The following is a 15,408-nucleotide window of genomic DNA, read 5'->3' as shown; positions in this document are numbered from 1 at the left end:
GCCCGCAGAGGGCCGTACGGGTTCGCGGGAGAGCCCCGCCCCACGCCTCCAGGAGAGGGAGAGAATGATCCGCGCCACCGCAGGCCGCATCCCGCCCCCGAACGAGGTGGAGATCGCTTTCAAGGCGGCCTTCGGCACCGTGTTCCTCGAATTCGGCGGCTGGGCACTGGACGTGTTCGTCATTCCGCCCACCGGCTTCCGGCAACTGGAGGAACACGCGGGGCTGTCGGGCGCGATCCTTCAACTGTGCCTGTCCGCCGGGGTGCTCGCGGTGCTCTCCGCGGCGTGGCTGCTGTGCGCCGTGTGGATGCGGCGGGGACGCAACGGGGCCCGGTGGGCGATGATCGTGGTGGGCGCCGGCTATCTGCTGTACGCGCTCAACGACATGAGCATGAGCGGGCTCGCCACCCTCGACTGGAGCGTCCTGTCCTCCTACGCGCCGGACGTCTTCACCGCCGCGATCTCGGTGGTCCTGCTCCTTCCCGCCTCCCGCGCGTACTTCTCCGCCGCCGGCAGAGCCGGCTGAAGGGACGGCAGGGTTCCGGCCTAGCGCGCCGTGGCCTCCTCCTGGTCACGGGCCTGTTCCCGCACCGCGCAGCCGCTCGGGTGGTGGCCCGGTCCGAGAGCGCGGACCCTTGAGGAGGGGGCAGGGGAGCGGGCCCCCGTTTCCGCTCCCGGTCCGCGGGACGGAGGTGCCGGATGAGCGCGGTGCCGACGGCACGCCCCCGCACCCGGCCGTTTGTGACGCTGCCCGGTGTCTACGGCCCCCAGGACGACACCCGGCTGCTGCTGCGCGCGCTGTACCGCGAGGGCGTGCGTGCCGGTACCGACCTGCTGGATCTCGGTTCGGGCAGCGGGGCCGTCGCGGTGGGCGCGGCCCGGCGCGGGGCCCGGGTCACCGCCGTCGACATCTCGTGGCGGGCGGTGCTGGCCACGCAGGTCAACGCCTGGCTCTCGCGGGAACACGTCCTCGTCCGGTGGGGCGATCTGACGGCGGCCGTGCGCGGCCGCTCCTTCGACATGCTCGTCAGCAATCCGCCGTACGTCCCCGCCCCCGGTGACCGCTCGCCCCACGGGGCGGCCCGCGCCTGGGACGCCGGGCGGGACGGACGGCTGCTCATCGACCGCATCTGCGACGCCGCGCCGCGGGCCCTGCGCCCCAGGGGCGTGCTGCTCATGGTCCAGTCCGGGCTGTGCGGCACCGAGGACACGCTGGAGCGGCTGTCCTGTGCGGGCCTGCGGGCGACGGTCAGTGACCGTGCGCTCATCCCGTTCGGTCCGGTGCTGCGCGCGCGGCTGCCGTGGCTGCGCCGCCACCGCCTGCTCGACGCGCACCAGGACAGCGAGGAGCTGGTGATCATCCGTGCCGAACACACCTGAGCGCCCCCGGCGCGTCACCGTCGACCGTGGCGGCCCGCTCCTGGTGGAGGGCCCCGTGGAGGTGGTCGGCGACGACGGCTCGGTGACCGTCTCCCGCCGCTTCGTGGTCGCGATCTGCACCTGCCGGCGCAGCCGCAGCTACCCCTGGTGCGACACCAGTCACCGCCGCCGCATCGCCGCCGACGAAGCGGAGGGGCCGTGAGCGCCGGCGCCGTGGACGGCCACCTCGGCGCTCCCCGGCTCCCGGACCCGCGCGGCGGCCTGTCGGACGCGGTGCTCTCCTGGCTGCGTACCGGTTCGGGACCACTGCCCACGGGGGAGGAGATCCGGCGCGACGACCCCTACGGGGCGGATCCCCAGCTCGCCCTCTACGCGCTGTACGAACTGCATTACCAGGGCTTCGACGGCGTACCCGACGACCACGAGTGGGACCCGTCCCTGCTGGCCGTTCGGCGCTTTCTGGAGCAGACCTTCCTCACCGCGCTGCGCGCCGACGCCCCGGTGTCCGGTGTACCGGAGGCGATGGCCGGCCTGCTGAGCGAGCCCGCCGGGGACGACGGCACCGGCGTCAGCCACTACCTGAAGCGCGAGGGCCGGCTGTGGCAGCTGAGGGAGTACGCGGCACTCCGCTCGCTCTACCACCTCAAGGAGGCGGACCCCCACGCATGGGTCCTCCCGCGCCTGCGGGGCCGCGCGAAGGCGGGCATGGTCGCCATCGAATTCGACGAGTTCGGCGCCGGACGGGCCGAGGACATCCACGCCCGGCTCTTCGCCGACCTCATGGCGGACCTCGCGCTGGAGACCGCCTACGGCCACTACGTCGACCTGGCGCCCGCCGAGGCGCTCGCCACCGTCAACCTCATGTCGCTCCTGGGGCTGCACCGGTCCCTGCGCGGGGCGTCGGTCGGTCACTTCGCCACCCTCGAAGTGACCTCGCCGCCGGGGGCCCGACGGCTCGCGGAGGCGATGCGGCGTATCGGCGCCGGCCCGGCGGCGCAGCGGTTCTACGACGAGCACGCGGTGGCCGACGCCGTCCATGAGCAGGTGGTGCGCAAGGAGGTGGTCGGCGGACTGCTCCGGGACGCACCGCACCTGGAGGCCGATGTCGCCTTCGGCATCGGGGCGACCGTATTTCTCGAAGGCCGGCTCGCCGCCCACCTCCTCCGGTCCTGGCAAGCCGAACACAGCGCACTGCGGGCCCCCTTGCCCCGCGCACCCTCCCCGGTGGGCGGATGAGCGCTCCCACGGCGGCGGGCCCCTTCGCGGCTCAGGTGTACGCCACCGGGAAGGGGGCACCCGCAGGCGAAGCCGAACGGCGTGGGAGACGGCAGCCGCAACGAAACTGCCACACGGCAGCGCGGCGAAAGGAGCGGCAACGGATGAACGACCTCGCGTGCGACAGCAGAGCGGAGACCGGCCCGGCGCCGGACGGCCCGCGCCGGCCGACCGAGCCCGAGTCGCCCGAGCCGCCGCCCGGCCCCCAGGACCCCGTCCACCCCAAGCCCGAACCACCGCCCCCGCCGGGCCCGGACAAGGCCCCGAAGCCCTCACCAGAACGTGAACGCGGCGCCTCGCGGGAGCCTTCAGCGCCCCGGTAGGTAGGGACGCCGCCCGGGCGCTGCCCCGTGCCGAGGAACCGGGGACGACCCGGCGGTGCCGGGGCGCCGCCGCCCACCGCGCCGTGCGCGGCCCGCGAGCCGGCCGGCCGTGCGCCCGAGGCGTGCGTGTCGTGCCGGCCGCGTTCGGCTCCGCGCCACCCCCTTCCTGGCCGGAATTCACCCTGTGCGGGGGCAGCTGAAAGGCGATCGGCGATGATCGCAAATCGCCGGATCACGCGGGAGTGCGCGGGTAAAGGGGCAGCTGGCGTGGCACACGGCGAATGGCGAAGGATCAATTCCCATGTGTGCGCCCCGGAGTTCCGCGCTTTTCTCACCGTGTCCGGTAGCAGGCCTATTGCGTGGTGTTTTCTTCTGCTTCAGTGGAACGCGTTGTTTCGCACCTACTGAGGAGGCCATATGGCCGAAGTCAAGAAGGTTGCCCGCCCCGCGGTCACCGCGTCGTCCCGTCCGTGTGCGTTCGTCTCGCCGGACAAGGGCAACGCCCCGACCATCACGCCCGCCCACCAGCAGGCGGAGGCCGTCCCGGCCCCCGCCGAGCAGCGGGACGAGTGTGCGTCGGCCCAATAAGGGCTGAGTTTCCCGGGGCCCCGCCCACCGGCCGGGCCCCGGTGTCGCGCGGGCCGGGTCGAGGGCCGGGGCCGGACCGCGTCCCACGGCTCCGCGCCCGGGGCCCTTTTCACCGACGCCGTGCCGAACGCCGCACCAGGGCCGTGCCGTACATCGCGTCGGAAGTCGTGCGACGCAGGGAGAAGTCTTCAGCCATGCAGAATTCGATGTACCAGTCCTCGCGCTATGTCCGTACCCTGCGTGCCGCGGGCAACCGGGATTTCACGTCGTTCGGAGGCCGCCTCGATTCCTATGAGGACGACGAGCGGACCATGGCTTTTCACGCGCTCTTCGGAAATGCCCGGCTGATCGACCGGGACATCGTCGAACTTCTCCAGGAGGCCTCCCAGGGCGCCAGCTGGGACCGGCTGCGGGAGCGGGCCGACGACGACTCGCTGCGTGATCTCGTCGAGGCCCGGTTCCTCGTCGAGGCGGGGCACGACGAGGCCGCGGAGATCGACGGCCTGCTGGAGAGCCGGCAGAGCGCCCTGGGAAGCGGGGTGTTCCACTCCTCCATCCAGCTCGTGCTCACCAACGCCTGCAACTTCTCCTGCCAGGGCTGCTTCGCGTACAACTTCGACGGCGGCGTCGAGGAACGCAACACCTCCGGCGAGTCGGTGAAGCCCGGGCCGGTCCTGGTCGAACTGCGCCGCTCACGCGAGGTCTCGGGCCCCACCCGCCAGGACTCGGGCCCCACGTTCGCCGAGGGCGACTGGAACCACGGCGCGGACGAGGTCCGCAACCCCTCGATGCACATGTCGCGCGAGGTGGCCGAGAAGACCGTCAAGGAGGCCATCGAGCTGCGCAAGGCCAACGGCGGCGGCCATCTGACGGTGTCGTTCTTCGGCGGCGAGCCCACCCTGGCGCGCGGCACCATCCTGCACGTGCTGCGCACCTTCGGCGACAGCCACGACGGGGTCACCCTCTCCTACGACCTGACCAGCAACGGCTCCCGCATCGACGACGAGCTGCTGGTGGCCCTCGCCCGGCACCGCGTCGACACCACCGTCTCCATCGACTATCTGGTCCCGGAGACCGGCGAGTTCCGCGGCGGGCAGCAGCAGCGCACCTCGTGGGAGGTGATCCGCAAGGCGATCCTCGACATGAAGGCCGCGGGCGTCCCGGTCAGCATCACCTCGGTGCTCTCCCAGTTCACCTGGGACAAGTGGGGCACCCCGCTCATCGACTTCGTCGCCGAGGCCGGTCTGGACAGCCTCGACGTCATCGTGTCCTTCCAGGCCAAGGAGTTCTTCCAGAAGCACAACCCGCACGACGTGGCGCAGCGGCTGCTGGCCGCCGTCGACTACGGGCGGGCGCGCGGTGTGCAGCTCAGCGGCTACTGGTACCAGACCTTCCAGATGATCATCGATGAGGCCAAGTGGGCCGAGCAGGCCGACTACAAGACCTGCCCGGCGGTGGGCCGCCAGCTCTCCATCGAGCCCAACGGCAGCGTCTTCGCCTGCAAGGCCACCGCCCGCAAGCTGGGCACCATCGACGACTGGCGCGGCATCTTCTCCTCGCCCGCCTACCAGGACTACGGCATGCGGGCCTACACCAACGGCCCCGGCTGCCAGGGCTGCGAGCTCCAGGGCACCTGCTCGGGCGGCTCCGCCGGAGCGCTGGAGGAGGAGAACGGCTCGATCCAGGTCATGTCACCCGGCTACTGCGCCTACATGCGCGAGGTGGTGCAGGGCCTCCTGGAGCGCCATCACGCGCAGAGCCTCGCCACGCTGTCCTGAGCCGGCCCCGACGCTCTCCACCACGGCCCGCCCCCGCGCGAGGCGGGCCGCCGATCCACACCCGGCCCCACGACCCCGGTCCGGGCCGAGGAAGGGTGACTGGTTCCATGGCAATCATTGGGATGCACTTCGGCCACGACGCGGGGGCCGCGCTCACCGAGGCGGGCGGCTACCGCGTCATCGAGGCCGAGCGCCGCCTGGGGCTGCGCCATGTGTGCGGCGGCAACGGCGACTTCGCACAGGCCGCCGCCGCGTGGCTGGCGGAGCTGCGGGCGGGGGCGGCGGGCCCGGTGACCGGGATCGCGGTGGCCGACTGGTACACGCCGGTGTGCCGGGTGCTGCCGCCGGCCCTGGTGGAACTCGTCAACGACGATGCCCGCTGGACGGCCACCGGCGGCACCGGCCTCGCCGACGCGGTCACCCGGGTGATCAAACCCGTCGACTGGCCGCTGGCCAAGGGGTTCGGCGACCTCACCCTGACCGCGGTGCGCCACCACTACGCGCACGCCGCCCTCGCGTACTACACCTCCGGGGCGCGCAAGGCCCTGGTGCTGGCCCTGGACGGGACGGGCAACTACGCCGAGTGCGGCATGGTCTGCCTCGGCGACGGCGACCGGCTCACCCCGGTGATGTCCTTCACCAACCGCACCGGCCCGCGCTTCGGCCTGGTCTACGAGGCGCTCGCCCGGCGCGTCCACGGCAGCCAGTTCGACACCGGCAAGCTGCTCGGCCTGTCGGCCACCGGGGAGACCGACGACGCCCTGCTGCCGGTGCTGCGCGCCATGCTCGTCCCGCAGTCCACCCGGCGCGCCTCGCCGGACCTGTACGAGCAGCTCGACGAGGACCGGCTGACCGGCACCGCGCTGCGCTACGCCGACACCTGGTGGGAGTACGACCCGTACAGCGGCGGCTATCTGGACGCGGGCCTGGCGGATTCCTCGGACGACGATGTGGTGCACTCCTTCGGGTCGGTCTTCCCCGACGAGATCCGCACCGCGGACGGGCGGAGCACCCCCGTCGGCACCTCACCGGACGCGCGCGTCTGCCGGGACCTGGCGGCCACCTTGCAGACCGCCGTCGAGCGGGACCTGACCTCGCTGGTCACCGGCGTCAGCCGGCGCTTTCCCAGCTACGCGACGCTCTGTTACGCGGGTGGCTGCGCGCTCAACATCACCGCCAACAGCCGCCTCGCCGAAAGCGACCAGTTCACCCGGGTGTCCATTCCGACCTGCTGCGACGACTCGGGGATCGCGCTGGGCGCGGCGCTGGCCGTCGCCGAACCGGCCGAACGCCCGGCCCTGCTGGGCCGCTCGGGATGGGCGCCGCTCGCCTACGCCGGCCCGCCGCTGGAGGGCCTGGCGGCGGCGGACGGCGACGAGGCGGCCGCCGCCGACGGCCTGCGGCGGCGGCTGACCGGCCTCGGGCTGTCCCTGCGCTCCCCGGCCGACGACGAGGAGTTCGTCCAGGCCGTCGCCGGCCTGCTGGCCGACCGGCGGTGCGTGGCCTGGCTGGAGGGCGGCCTGGAGACCGGCCCGCGGGCGCTGGGCCACCGCTCGCTGCTGGTCTCCGCCCACTGGAGCGGCGCCCGACGCCACGTCTCCCAGACGATCAAGAACCGGGAGTGGTTCCGGCCGGTCGCGCCGATCTGCCCGGAGGAGCTGGCCGACCAGTTCTTCACCGGGCCCCTGGACCACACCGAGACCATGCTGTTCGCGGTGCGGGTGCGTGCCGACCGGGCCCAACTGCTCGCCGAGGCACGCCACATCGACGGCACGGCCCGCCTGCAGACCGTACGGCCCGACGCGCAGCCCCTGCTGCACCGGCTGTGCCACGCGGTCGCCGCCCGAACGGAGTTGCCCGTCCTCATCAACACCAGCGCCAACGGCGGCGGCCGGCCGCTCCTCAACCACCTCGACGAGGCACTGGAGTTGCTCACCGGGACCGCGCTGGACGCCGTGGTGCTGCCCGAACGCCGCCTGATCGTCGAGTGACCCCCGCCGCCGTCCGGTGCCCCGTACCCGATTCCCCGGCCCGCCGGCTCGCCGACCCGACGGAGGTTGGCCGAAACGGCGATGTCGAAGCCGGCCCGTCCCGCCCGATCATGTGCAGGCGTCATGTCCCTGGAGAGTGCCCGTGGCCGCCATTCCACTGCGAGACATCCACAAGACGGAACCACTGCGCGTCCTGTCCCCCGCGGACTGGCAACAGTGGATCACCCAAGGCTATGTGATCGTCCGTCAGGCGGTGGCGCCGGAGGTGGTCGCCGCCCTCACCGAAGGGCTGCACTCCTTCCTCGACATGCACCCCGAGGACTCCTCGACCTGGGCCTCGCCGCACACCGGCAACGACCGGCTGCCGGGCCACAGCGGCCTGGTCGAGATGTACAACCACCAGGCCCAGTGGGATGTCCGGCAGACCCCGCGGGTCCACGGCGCCTTCGCCGACATCTGGGACCGCGCCGACCTGTGGGTCACCATTGACTTCGCCAACGTCAACCCGCCCAACCGGGGACCGCGCGCCTTCGACGGGTTCATCCACTGGGACGTGGACACCTCCGCCGAGCCGTTGCAGGTGAGCTGTCAGGCGGTGCTCTCGCTGACCCACGGCGACGAGGAGATCGGCGGCTTCCAGTGCGTGCCGGAGATCTTCACCGACTGGGAGAAGTGGCTGAGCGGACAGCCCGCCGACCGCGACCCGTTCACGCCGGACATCAGCGGCCACCGGATCACCACGCCGAACGTCGCGCCCGGCGACCTCATCATTTTCAACAGCCTGCTGCCGCACGGGGTGCACCCCAACGTCTCCGAGGCCCGGGTGCGCATGGCCCAGTACCTGACCATGGCGCCCGCCCGGGAGGACGACGCCGACCTGCGTGAGGCCCGGGTGCGGTTCTGGCGGGACCGGATCCCGCCGCATCCGCCGCAGGGCGGGGTGCGCAAGGACGAGGCCGCACTCTACGGACCGGCGACGCTGACCCCGCTGGGCGAGCGGCTGCTGGGCCTGCGGGCATGGCACGAGGGGAGCATTGTTGGCTAGCACCGCCCCCTCCGGAGCCCGTCCGGCCGGCCGGGCGGACCTGGGCCGCCCGTTCCGCTGGCTGTGGGCCTCGACGGCCGCCTCCAACGCGGGCGACGGCATCACCCGCACCCTGCTGCCGCTGCTGGTGGTCGCGCACCACCCCGACCCGGCGGTGGTCGCCGGGCTGACCACCGTCAACATGCTGCCCTGGCTGCTGTTCGCGCTCCCGGCCGGCGTCCTCGTGGACCGGGTGGACCGGCGCCGGATCGTGCTGGGCAGCAACCTGGTCCGCGGGGCCGCGCTGCTCGGCGCGGCCCTGGTGCTCACCGGCAACCGCCCGCTGGGCCTGCTGTACGCGCTGGCGTTCCTGCTGGGCATCGCCGAGACCCTCGCCGACACCGCGGCGCCCGCGATGCTGCCGCGCCTGGTCGACGAGCGGCACCTGGAGCGCGCCAACGGGCGGCTGATGGCGGCGCAGATCGTGCTCAACGAGACCGCCGGGCCGCCCGTCGCGGGCCTGCTGGTGGGGCTGACCGCCGCCGCGGCGCTGGCCACCGGCGGGGTGCTGTACGCACTGGCCGCGCTGCTGCTCCTCGGCCTCGCCCCGCTCGCCCGCACCTCCCGCGAGCCGGCACCGGGCCGGACACGCGGCGGCGTGCTGCGCGACATCCGCGCCGGGCTCGGCTTCGTCCTCGGACACCGCACCCTGCGGCTCACGCTCGCCGCCAGCGCCCTGTACGGCCTGGTGTTCTCGGCGACCTTCTCGATGCTGGTGCTGCTGAGCGAGGGCACGCTGGGGCTGAGCGCGACCGGGTACGGACTGCTGCTCGCCGTCGGGTCGCTGGGTGCGGTCGTCGGCAGCTGGCTGGCGCCCCGGGCCGCCGACCGGCTGCCCCCCGTCCGGCTGGCCCGCTGGTCCCTGGTGGCGTCCGGAGCCGCGTACGCCGCGCTGGGCCTGGGCCGCCACCCGGTACCGGCCGCGCTCGCGCTCGCCGCCAACGGCGTCTTCATGATGGGCTGGAACATCCCCGTGATGTCGCTGCGCCAGCGGCTCACGCCGGAGGACCTCCAGGGCCGGGTGATGAGCGTGTCCCGGCTGTGCGCGTGGGGCACGATGCCGGTCGGCGCGACGCTCGGCGGACTGCTCGCCGAAGCCCTGTCCGTGCCCGCCGTGTTCGTGGTGTGCGGGACCGTCCTGGCCGTGGGCGCGCTGCTGCTGCTCGCGCCCGTGCGCGAGGCCCCCGCCGCGCCCGCCGGCACACTCCCGGAGCCCTCCGCGCCGCCGCTGCCCTCGGGCCCGCCGCCCTGCGATCCGCCTCCGCACAGTGACCTTCTCGACAAGGGGTGACCATTGACTGCACAGCTCTACGACACGGTGATCGTCGGAGGCGGCCCGGCCGGCCTCAACGGGGCGCTCTACCTGGGCCGTTCACGCCGCCGGGTGCTGCTCATCGACTCGGGCGACGCCCGCAACATGGCGGCGGGCGTCATGCACAACGTCCTCACCAACGACGGGGCGGACATCGCGGACTTCCGGGACCGCTCCCGTGCCCAGCTCGCCGCGTACGACGTGACGTTCCGGGACGACGAGGTGCTCTCGGCGGAGCCCGACGGCGACCATGTCGTGGTCACCACCAAGGAGTCCGGCACCGTCCGGGCCCGCACCCTGCTCTACGCGGCCGGTGTGCGCTCGGTGCTGCCACCGGTCCCGGGCCTGGCGGACCTGTGGGGCACCACCGTCCTGGAATGCCCGTACTGCCACGCCTGGGAGGTCCGCGACCGCAGCTTCGCCGTGTACGGCGGGGTCGTGGCGAGCGAGTGCCTGGCCGCGACCCTCACGGTGTGGTCCGACCGCATCAGCTACCTCACCGACCGGCGCGAGCTGCCCCCGGACGAGCAGGACCGGCTCACCGCGGCCGGGGTGCCCGTCGTCGCCGACGGGGTCAGTGAGGTGAGGCCGCACCCCGAGGGCGTCGAGGTCGTCTTCGAGGACGACCGGTCCGCGAGCTACGGAGCGCTCTTCCTGCACCTGGACATGGAGCCCCGGGTGGCCCCGCTGCGCCCCTGGCTGGAGGCGCCGGACCTGGAGTCCGTACAGACCGACGAGCGCGGCCGCACCAGCCTGCCCCGGCTCTACGTGGCCGGAGACCTCGGCCGGAACATGCAGCAGGCCGCGATGGCCGCCGCCAGCGGAGGGCTGGCGGGCATGGCCATCAACGCCGACCTGATCCGCGAGGACCGCCCCGGCTCCCTGCCCGAACCGCCGCCCCCGATCCCGGCCCGCTGAGCACGGGCCGCCCACCCCGCACCCGCCGTGCGGCGGGGCGGCCCGGCACCACGCACGGCACCACCGCCACGCACCGCGCACCGACGGGAGCCCCTTCGCGATGACCTCACCCCGCGCCGAGTTCACCCCGCACATGGAGCACTACACCTTCGTCCTGGAGGACCAGCCCTACCTGGGGTACTTCCAGTACGGCAACGAGAAGAGCCCCGTCCACACCACCGACCGGCACGGCTTCCGGGTCACCCCGGGCCCCGGCGGGCTCCGCGCCACGGTCGGCGACGACCGCCCCGACGGCCCGGTGCGGGTGCTCGCCGGCAGTTCCGCGGTCTTCGGCGTGGGCGCCACCGGTGACGCGGCCACCGTCCCGGCGCGCCTGTGGAACGCCCACGCGCCCCGGCTGCCCTGGCTGAACATCTCCGGCCAGAGCCACAACTCGGCCCAGGAACTGCTGCTGTTCACCCTCTTCCAGCACGAACTCCCGCCGGTCGAGGACATCGTGCTGCTCTCCGGGGTCAACAACCTGGTGCTCAGCCGGCTGCCCCAGGAGAAGCAGGGCCGGCACGGTGCCTTCTTCGACTGCGGGCCCGCCCCCGACGTCGTCCCGCCGCCGGACGAGCGGGTCGCGCACGCCACCGAGCTGACGATCCGCCACCTGAGCGCCTGGAAGCTGCTGGCGGACGGCCTGGGTGCCCGGCTGGTCTTCGCGCTGCAGCCGCTGGCGCCCTGGGTGCGCGAGGAGCCGCTGCCCCGCGAGCAGCAGCTCTTCGAGGAGCTGGACGAGGTGTCCAACTTCCGCCGCTTCCACAACGACATCTCCACCATGGCGGTGGGCCGCGCCTACGCGGACCGGCTGGCCGCCGGATGCGCCGGGCTCGATGTGCCGTTCCTGGACCTGAACGCGGCGCTGGCCGAGGCCGCGAAGCCGGCGGACTGGCTGTTCATCGACCGGGTGCACTGCACCGATCTGGGATACGACCTGGTGGCCCGGCAGCTGGCGGACCGCCTGGACCTGACGTGAGGAGCCCCGCCGTGCGTGACGACAGCAACGCGGAGCCCCCCTCGCCGGTCGGCCGCCTGGCCTCCTGGCTGCGACACCGGGGCCGCCCGCGGCCCGCCCCCGAGACCCCGGCGGACCGGCCCGCCGACCCGCCCGCGCCGCCGTCCGGGCTGCGGCCGCAGCCCGAGGACGACGCCTCCGTCTACCCCCTGTTCTGACATGGCCAGCGGGGCCAGCGGGGCCAGCGGGACCGGCGGGGGCGGTGCGCGCGCCGACCGCCCGGGCTCCGGCGCACCGGACCGCCCGATCCTGGGCATCTCCGCCTACTACCACGACAGCGCGGCCGCCGTGGTGGCCGGCGGCACCCCGCTCGCGGCGGCGCAGGAGGAGCGGTTCACCCGGCGCCGCCACGACCCCGGCTTCCCCTCGCACGCCGTCGCCTGCTGCCTGCGCGAGGCCGGGCTGCGCCTCGACGAGCTGGCGGCCGTGGCGTTCTACGAGGACCCGGCACTGAAGTTCCGCCGTGTGCTGGCGACCTGGCTGGCCACCGCCCCGCACGGCCTGCCGGTGTTCCGCCGGGCGTTCCCGCAGTGGGCCGGCTGGAAGCGGCGGGCCCTGGACGACGTCCGGGCCCGGCTGCGCGCCCTGGCCCCCGGCCGGCCGCTGCCCCCGGTGATCGCGCACCGCCACCACGCCTCGCACGCCGCCTCGGCGTTCTTCCCGAGCCCGTACCCGTCGGCCGCGGTGCTGTGCGTCGACGGCGTGGGGGAGTGGGCGACGACGACGCTGTGGCACGGCCGGGGCACCGAGCTGGTCCCGCTCGCGGAACTGCGCTTCCCGCACTCGCTCGGCATGCTCTACTCCGCGTTCACGTACTTCTGTGGCTTCAAGGTCGACTCCGGCGAGTACAAGCTGATGGGCCTGGCGCCCTACGGGACACCCCGCTACGCACGGCTCATCCGGGAGCGGCTGATCGACCTCAAGCCGGACGGCTCGTTCCGCCTGGATCTGCGGCACTTCACCTTCCAGTACGGGCAGACCATGGTCGGCCGGGCCTTCGAGGAGCTGTTCGGCGGGCCGCGCCGGACACCGGAAGGCCCGCTCACCGAGCGGGAGTTCGACCTCGCGGCCTCCGTGCAGCAGGTCACCGAGGAGGTGATGCTGCGGCTGGCGCGAACCGTGCTGGAGCGCACCGGGGAGCGCCGGCTGTGCCTGGCCGGCGGGGTGGCGCTCAACTGCGTGGCCAACGGCCGGATCCTGGCCGACGGGGTCTGCGACGAGCTGTGGGTGCAGCCGGCGGCCGGCGACGCGGGCGGGGCGCTCGGCGCGGCGCTGGCCGAGTCGCACCGCCGGGGAGCGCCCCGCCCCCATCTGGCGCGCGGCACGGACGCGATGGCGGGGGCGCTGCTGGGCCCCGCCTGCTCGGACCGTCAGACCGCGGAGTTCCTGACCCGCGGCGGCTACCCCGCGGTGCGGCTGCCGGAGCGGGACCTGGTGGAGCGGGTCGCCGCGGAGCTGGCGCGGGGCCGGGTGGTGGGCTGGTTCCAGGGCCGGATGGAGTTCGGGCCGCGGGCGCTGGGCAACCGCTCGATCCTCGCGGATCCGCGCGATCCCGCCATGCAGTCCACCCTCAACCTCAAGACCAAGTTCCGGGAGTCCTTCCGCCCGTTCGCGCCCGCGGTGCGCGCCGAGGACGCCAAGGACTGGTTCGACCTGCCGCAGGAGAGCCCGTACATGCTGCTGACCGCGCAGGTCGCCGCGGCACAGCGGCGGGAGTGCCCCGCCGCGGCGGACGGGGTGACGGGCCCGGACCTGCTGCGGGTGCCGCGCTCGACGATCCCGGCGGTCACCCATGTCGACGGCTCGGCCCGCGTGCAGACCGTGTCCGCCGCGCACCACCCGCGCTTCCACGCGCTGCTCACCGCCTTCCGGGACCGCACGGGCTGCCCGGTGCTGGTGAACACCTCGTTCAACGTCCGCGGCGAGCCGATCGTGCGCGACGCCGCGCAGGCGTACGCCTGCTTCATGCGCACCCGGATCGATCTGCTGGTCCTCGGCGACTTCCTGCTGGACAAGCGGGACCAGCCCGAATGGCGGGAGGAGGGCGACTGGCGTGCGGCGATCCCGATGGACTGAACGGCTGCGGCGGCTGGGCCCGGCCGTGCTGTACTTCGCGGTGATCACCCCGGCCGGACTGTGCGTGCGGGCGGTGCGGGACCCGCTGCGGCGCTCCCGGGACCCCCGCCGGACGAGCTATCTGGACCGCCCGGCCCGCCCCTTGCCGCCCTTCCGCCGGGCCCCCTGAGAGGACGGCGGCCCGTCGGCGTCCGGGTCTACCGGCCGTCCCGGCTCGCCGAGGTCAGCACCACGCGGCGGGTACCGAGGACCAGGACGCGCGACTCGGCCCCGGTGAATCCGCACGCCGTCGCCCAGCGGCTCGCCTCCTGCGCGGTGTGCGGCAGCGGTACGTCGGCGGCGAGGTGCCCCGAGAAGCGCTCCGACGGCCGGAAGTGCGTCGCCAGGGGCAGCGTGAAACCCACCCGTCCGCCCGGACGCAGGGCACGCCGCCAGTCGGCCGGCGCCCGGCGCCCCAGGAAGTGCAGCGAGGACGCGCAGAGCACGACGTCGAGGGAGTGGTCGGCGACCGGCAGCGGGACGGCGTCGGCCACCCGCCAGTCGATCGCCGTCCCCCGCTCCACACCCGCGGCGCGGGCCCGCCCCACCGCGATCATCCCGGGGGACAGATCCACGGCCAGGACGGCCGGGGCACGACCGGACCGCCCGCGCGCGAGCTGCCGGGCGACGGCCCCCGCACCGCACGCCACGTCGGCGACCGCATCGGCCTCACCGGGGGACACCCACGCGATCAGGGCCCGCGCGATGTCCTCGTGGTGCCGGTGGTCATAGCTGCCGGCCAGCTCATCGAAGGCCCCGGCCAGAGTTGCGCTCTGCCTCACCGTTGGATCCTAGGGGGTGCGGGCATGGCGGGCTCGATCCGAACGACGTTCCCCGGCCGCGACGGCCGAGGACACCCGCCCGCCGGGCCGCGGCCCCCGGCGGGCGGCCTGGGTGGTGGTGCCGTCAGCCGAGGGTGACCGAACCGCCCTTGACGTCGACCTTGGCGGGTGCGAGTGCCTTGGTGGCCGGGCCCTTCTTCACGCTGCCGTCGTTGATGTCGAACTTGCTGCCGTGGCACATGCAGTTGATGGTGCCGCCGGAGACCTCACCGACGAGGCAGCCCGCGTGCGTGCAGATCGCGGAGAACGCCTTGATCTCGCCGTCCTGGGGCTGGGTGACGACCACCTTCTCGGCCTTGAAGATCTTGCCGCCGCCCTTGGGGATCTCCGAGGCCTTGCCGAGGGCGGTGCCACCGCCGCCCCCGCTGCTGCTGCCCCCGCCGCTCGATCCGGAGGCCGACTGCTCGCCGGCCGCGTCGTTCGCGTCGCCGCTGCCCGAGTCCATCGTGTTGCCGCCGCAGGCCGCGAGTGCCGCCGTCAGTCCGGCCGCGCCGACCGCCGCGACCACGGCCCGCCGCCCCGCCCCGCGCTCCGCCGGTGCCGTGCCGGTCTCTCCCGTCGTCGCCGCCGTCGTCTCCGCGGTGCCGGTCCGCTCCGACGCTGCCTGTCGAGCCATGGTGTGCCTCCGGTTCATGGTGGTGCCTTCGGTGCGCGCTCTGCTCCATGGGCGTTGCACAGGGTCCATACGGAGCGGCGGCCCGGGGTGTTCAACCCGCTCATGTTCCTTTCGCGGAGGTACGAAAGA

Annotated in this window: 16 protein-coding genes; 14 read left to right on the top strand and 2 right to left on the bottom strand. The window is 73.8% G+C overall.

Translation table 11 applies throughout. From position 1 onward, the window contains the following. The first annotated feature begins 64 nt into the window (after window positions 1-64). The 14 genes from ACQP17_RS03375 (at window position 65) to ACQP17_RS03310 (ending at window position 13,951) form a co-directional block, all read left to right on the top strand. On the top strand, window positions 65-526 hold the full coding sequence (locus tag ACQP17_RS03375; RefSeq protein ID WP_433854861.1) for a hypothetical protein: 462 nt from the start codon (window positions 65-67) through the stop codon (window positions 524-526). Window positions 527-699: 173 nt separating this feature from the next. Next, window positions 700-1,380 carry a HemK2/MTQ2 family protein methyltransferase gene (locus tag ACQP17_RS03370; RefSeq protein WP_433854860.1) on the top strand — a complete coding sequence of 227 codons (681 nt, stop codon included), beginning with the start codon at window positions 700-702 and terminating at the stop codon, window positions 1,378-1,380. Continuing rightward, a complete protein-coding gene (locus ACQP17_RS03365) occupies window positions 1,364-1,582 on the top strand; it encodes a CDGSH iron-sulfur domain-containing protein (RefSeq protein ID WP_433854859.1) in 219 nt (72 codons plus the stop codon). The genes ACQP17_RS03370 and ACQP17_RS03365 overlap by 17 nt, the downstream gene beginning before the upstream one ends. After that, the gene (locus tag ACQP17_RS03360; RefSeq protein ID WP_433854858.1) at window positions 1,579-2,616 is read left to right on the top strand and encodes an iron-containing redox enzyme family protein; all 1,038 of its coding nucleotides are present in this window, start codon (window positions 1,579-1,581) and stop codon (window positions 2,614-2,616) included. Before ACQP17_RS03365 ends, ACQP17_RS03360 begins: the two co-directional genes overlap by 4 nt. A 779-nt stretch (window positions 2,617-3,395) precedes the next feature. Further along, window positions 3,396-3,566 carry a hypothetical protein gene (locus ACQP17_RS03355; protein WP_433854857.1) on the top strand — a complete coding sequence of 57 codons (171 nt, stop codon included), beginning with the start codon at window positions 3,396-3,398 and terminating at the stop codon, window positions 3,564-3,566. Between the two features lie 194 nt (window positions 3,567-3,760). Next, window positions 3,761-5,344, top strand: coding sequence for a radical SAM protein (locus ACQP17_RS03350; RefSeq protein ID WP_433854856.1), 1,584 nt, complete (start codon window positions 3,761-3,763; stop codon window positions 5,342-5,344). 107 nt (window positions 5,345-5,451) lie between these two features. Further along, window positions 5,452-7,335 (top strand): carbamoyltransferase C-terminal domain-containing protein, encoded by a 1,884-nt coding sequence (locus ACQP17_RS03345; protein ID WP_433854855.1) that lies wholly within the window; start codon window positions 5,452-5,454, stop codon window positions 7,333-7,335. A gap of 142 nt (window positions 7,336-7,477) precedes the next feature. After that, entirely contained in the window at window positions 7,478-8,380 is a 903-nt protein-coding gene (locus tag ACQP17_RS03340) for a phytanoyl-CoA dioxygenase family protein (protein ID WP_433854854.1), read from the top strand. Then, complete coding sequence (locus ACQP17_RS03335) at window positions 8,373-9,710, top strand: MFS transporter (protein ID WP_433854853.1); 1,338 nt, start codon at window positions 8,373-8,375, stop codon at window positions 9,708-9,710. The genes ACQP17_RS03340 and ACQP17_RS03335 overlap by 8 nt, the downstream gene beginning before the upstream one ends. Window positions 9,711-9,713: 3 nt before the next feature. Then, a complete protein-coding gene (locus ACQP17_RS03330; RefSeq protein ID WP_433854852.1) occupies window positions 9,714-10,649 on the top strand; it encodes an NAD(P)/FAD-dependent oxidoreductase in 936 nt (311 codons plus the stop codon). 100 nt (window positions 10,650-10,749) lie between these two features. Next, on the top strand, window positions 10,750-11,667 hold the full coding sequence (locus ACQP17_RS03325) for an SGNH/GDSL hydrolase family protein (protein ID WP_433854851.1): 918 nt from the start codon (window positions 10,750-10,752) through the stop codon (window positions 11,665-11,667). An 11-nt stretch (window positions 11,668-11,678) separates the two neighbouring features. Further along, on the top strand, window positions 11,679-11,864 hold the full coding sequence (locus ACQP17_RS03320; protein WP_433854850.1) for a hypothetical protein: 186 nt from the start codon (window positions 11,679-11,681) through the stop codon (window positions 11,862-11,864). A gap of 1 nt (window position 11,865) precedes the next feature. Beyond that, window positions 11,866-13,782 carry a carbamoyltransferase family protein gene (locus ACQP17_RS03315; protein WP_433854849.1) on the top strand — a complete coding sequence of 639 codons (1,917 nt, stop codon included), beginning with the start codon at window positions 11,866-11,868 and terminating at the stop codon, window positions 13,780-13,782. Then, the gene (locus ACQP17_RS03310; RefSeq protein WP_433854848.1) at window positions 13,760-13,951 is read left to right on the top strand and encodes a hypothetical protein; all 192 of its coding nucleotides are present in this window, start codon (window positions 13,760-13,762) and stop codon (window positions 13,949-13,951) included. Before ACQP17_RS03315 ends, ACQP17_RS03310 begins: the two co-directional genes overlap by 23 nt. A gap of 28 nt (window positions 13,952-13,979) precedes the next feature. Here ACQP17_RS03310 and ACQP17_RS03305 read toward each other — a convergent pair whose 3' ends face one another. Continuing rightward, window positions 13,980-14,603: a class I SAM-dependent methyltransferase gene (locus ACQP17_RS03305; RefSeq protein ID WP_433854847.1), complete on the bottom strand. Its 624-nt coding sequence runs from the start codon at window positions 14,601-14,603 to the stop codon at window positions 13,980-13,982. 124 nt (window positions 14,604-14,727) lie between these two features. Further along, entirely contained in the window at window positions 14,728-15,279 is a 552-nt protein-coding gene (locus ACQP17_RS03300) for a Rieske (2Fe-2S) protein (RefSeq protein WP_433854846.1), read from the bottom strand. Window positions 15,280-15,408: the final 129 nt, after the last annotated feature.

Source organism: Streptomyces kronopolitis (assembly GCF_050953795.1).
Taxonomy (GTDB): domain Bacteria; phylum Actinomycetota; class Actinomycetes; order Streptomycetales; family Streptomycetaceae; genus Streptomyces; species Streptomyces kronopolitis_A.
Note: the sequence above shows the minus strand (reverse complement) of the source record. Positions and strands in the feature narration are given on the sequence as shown.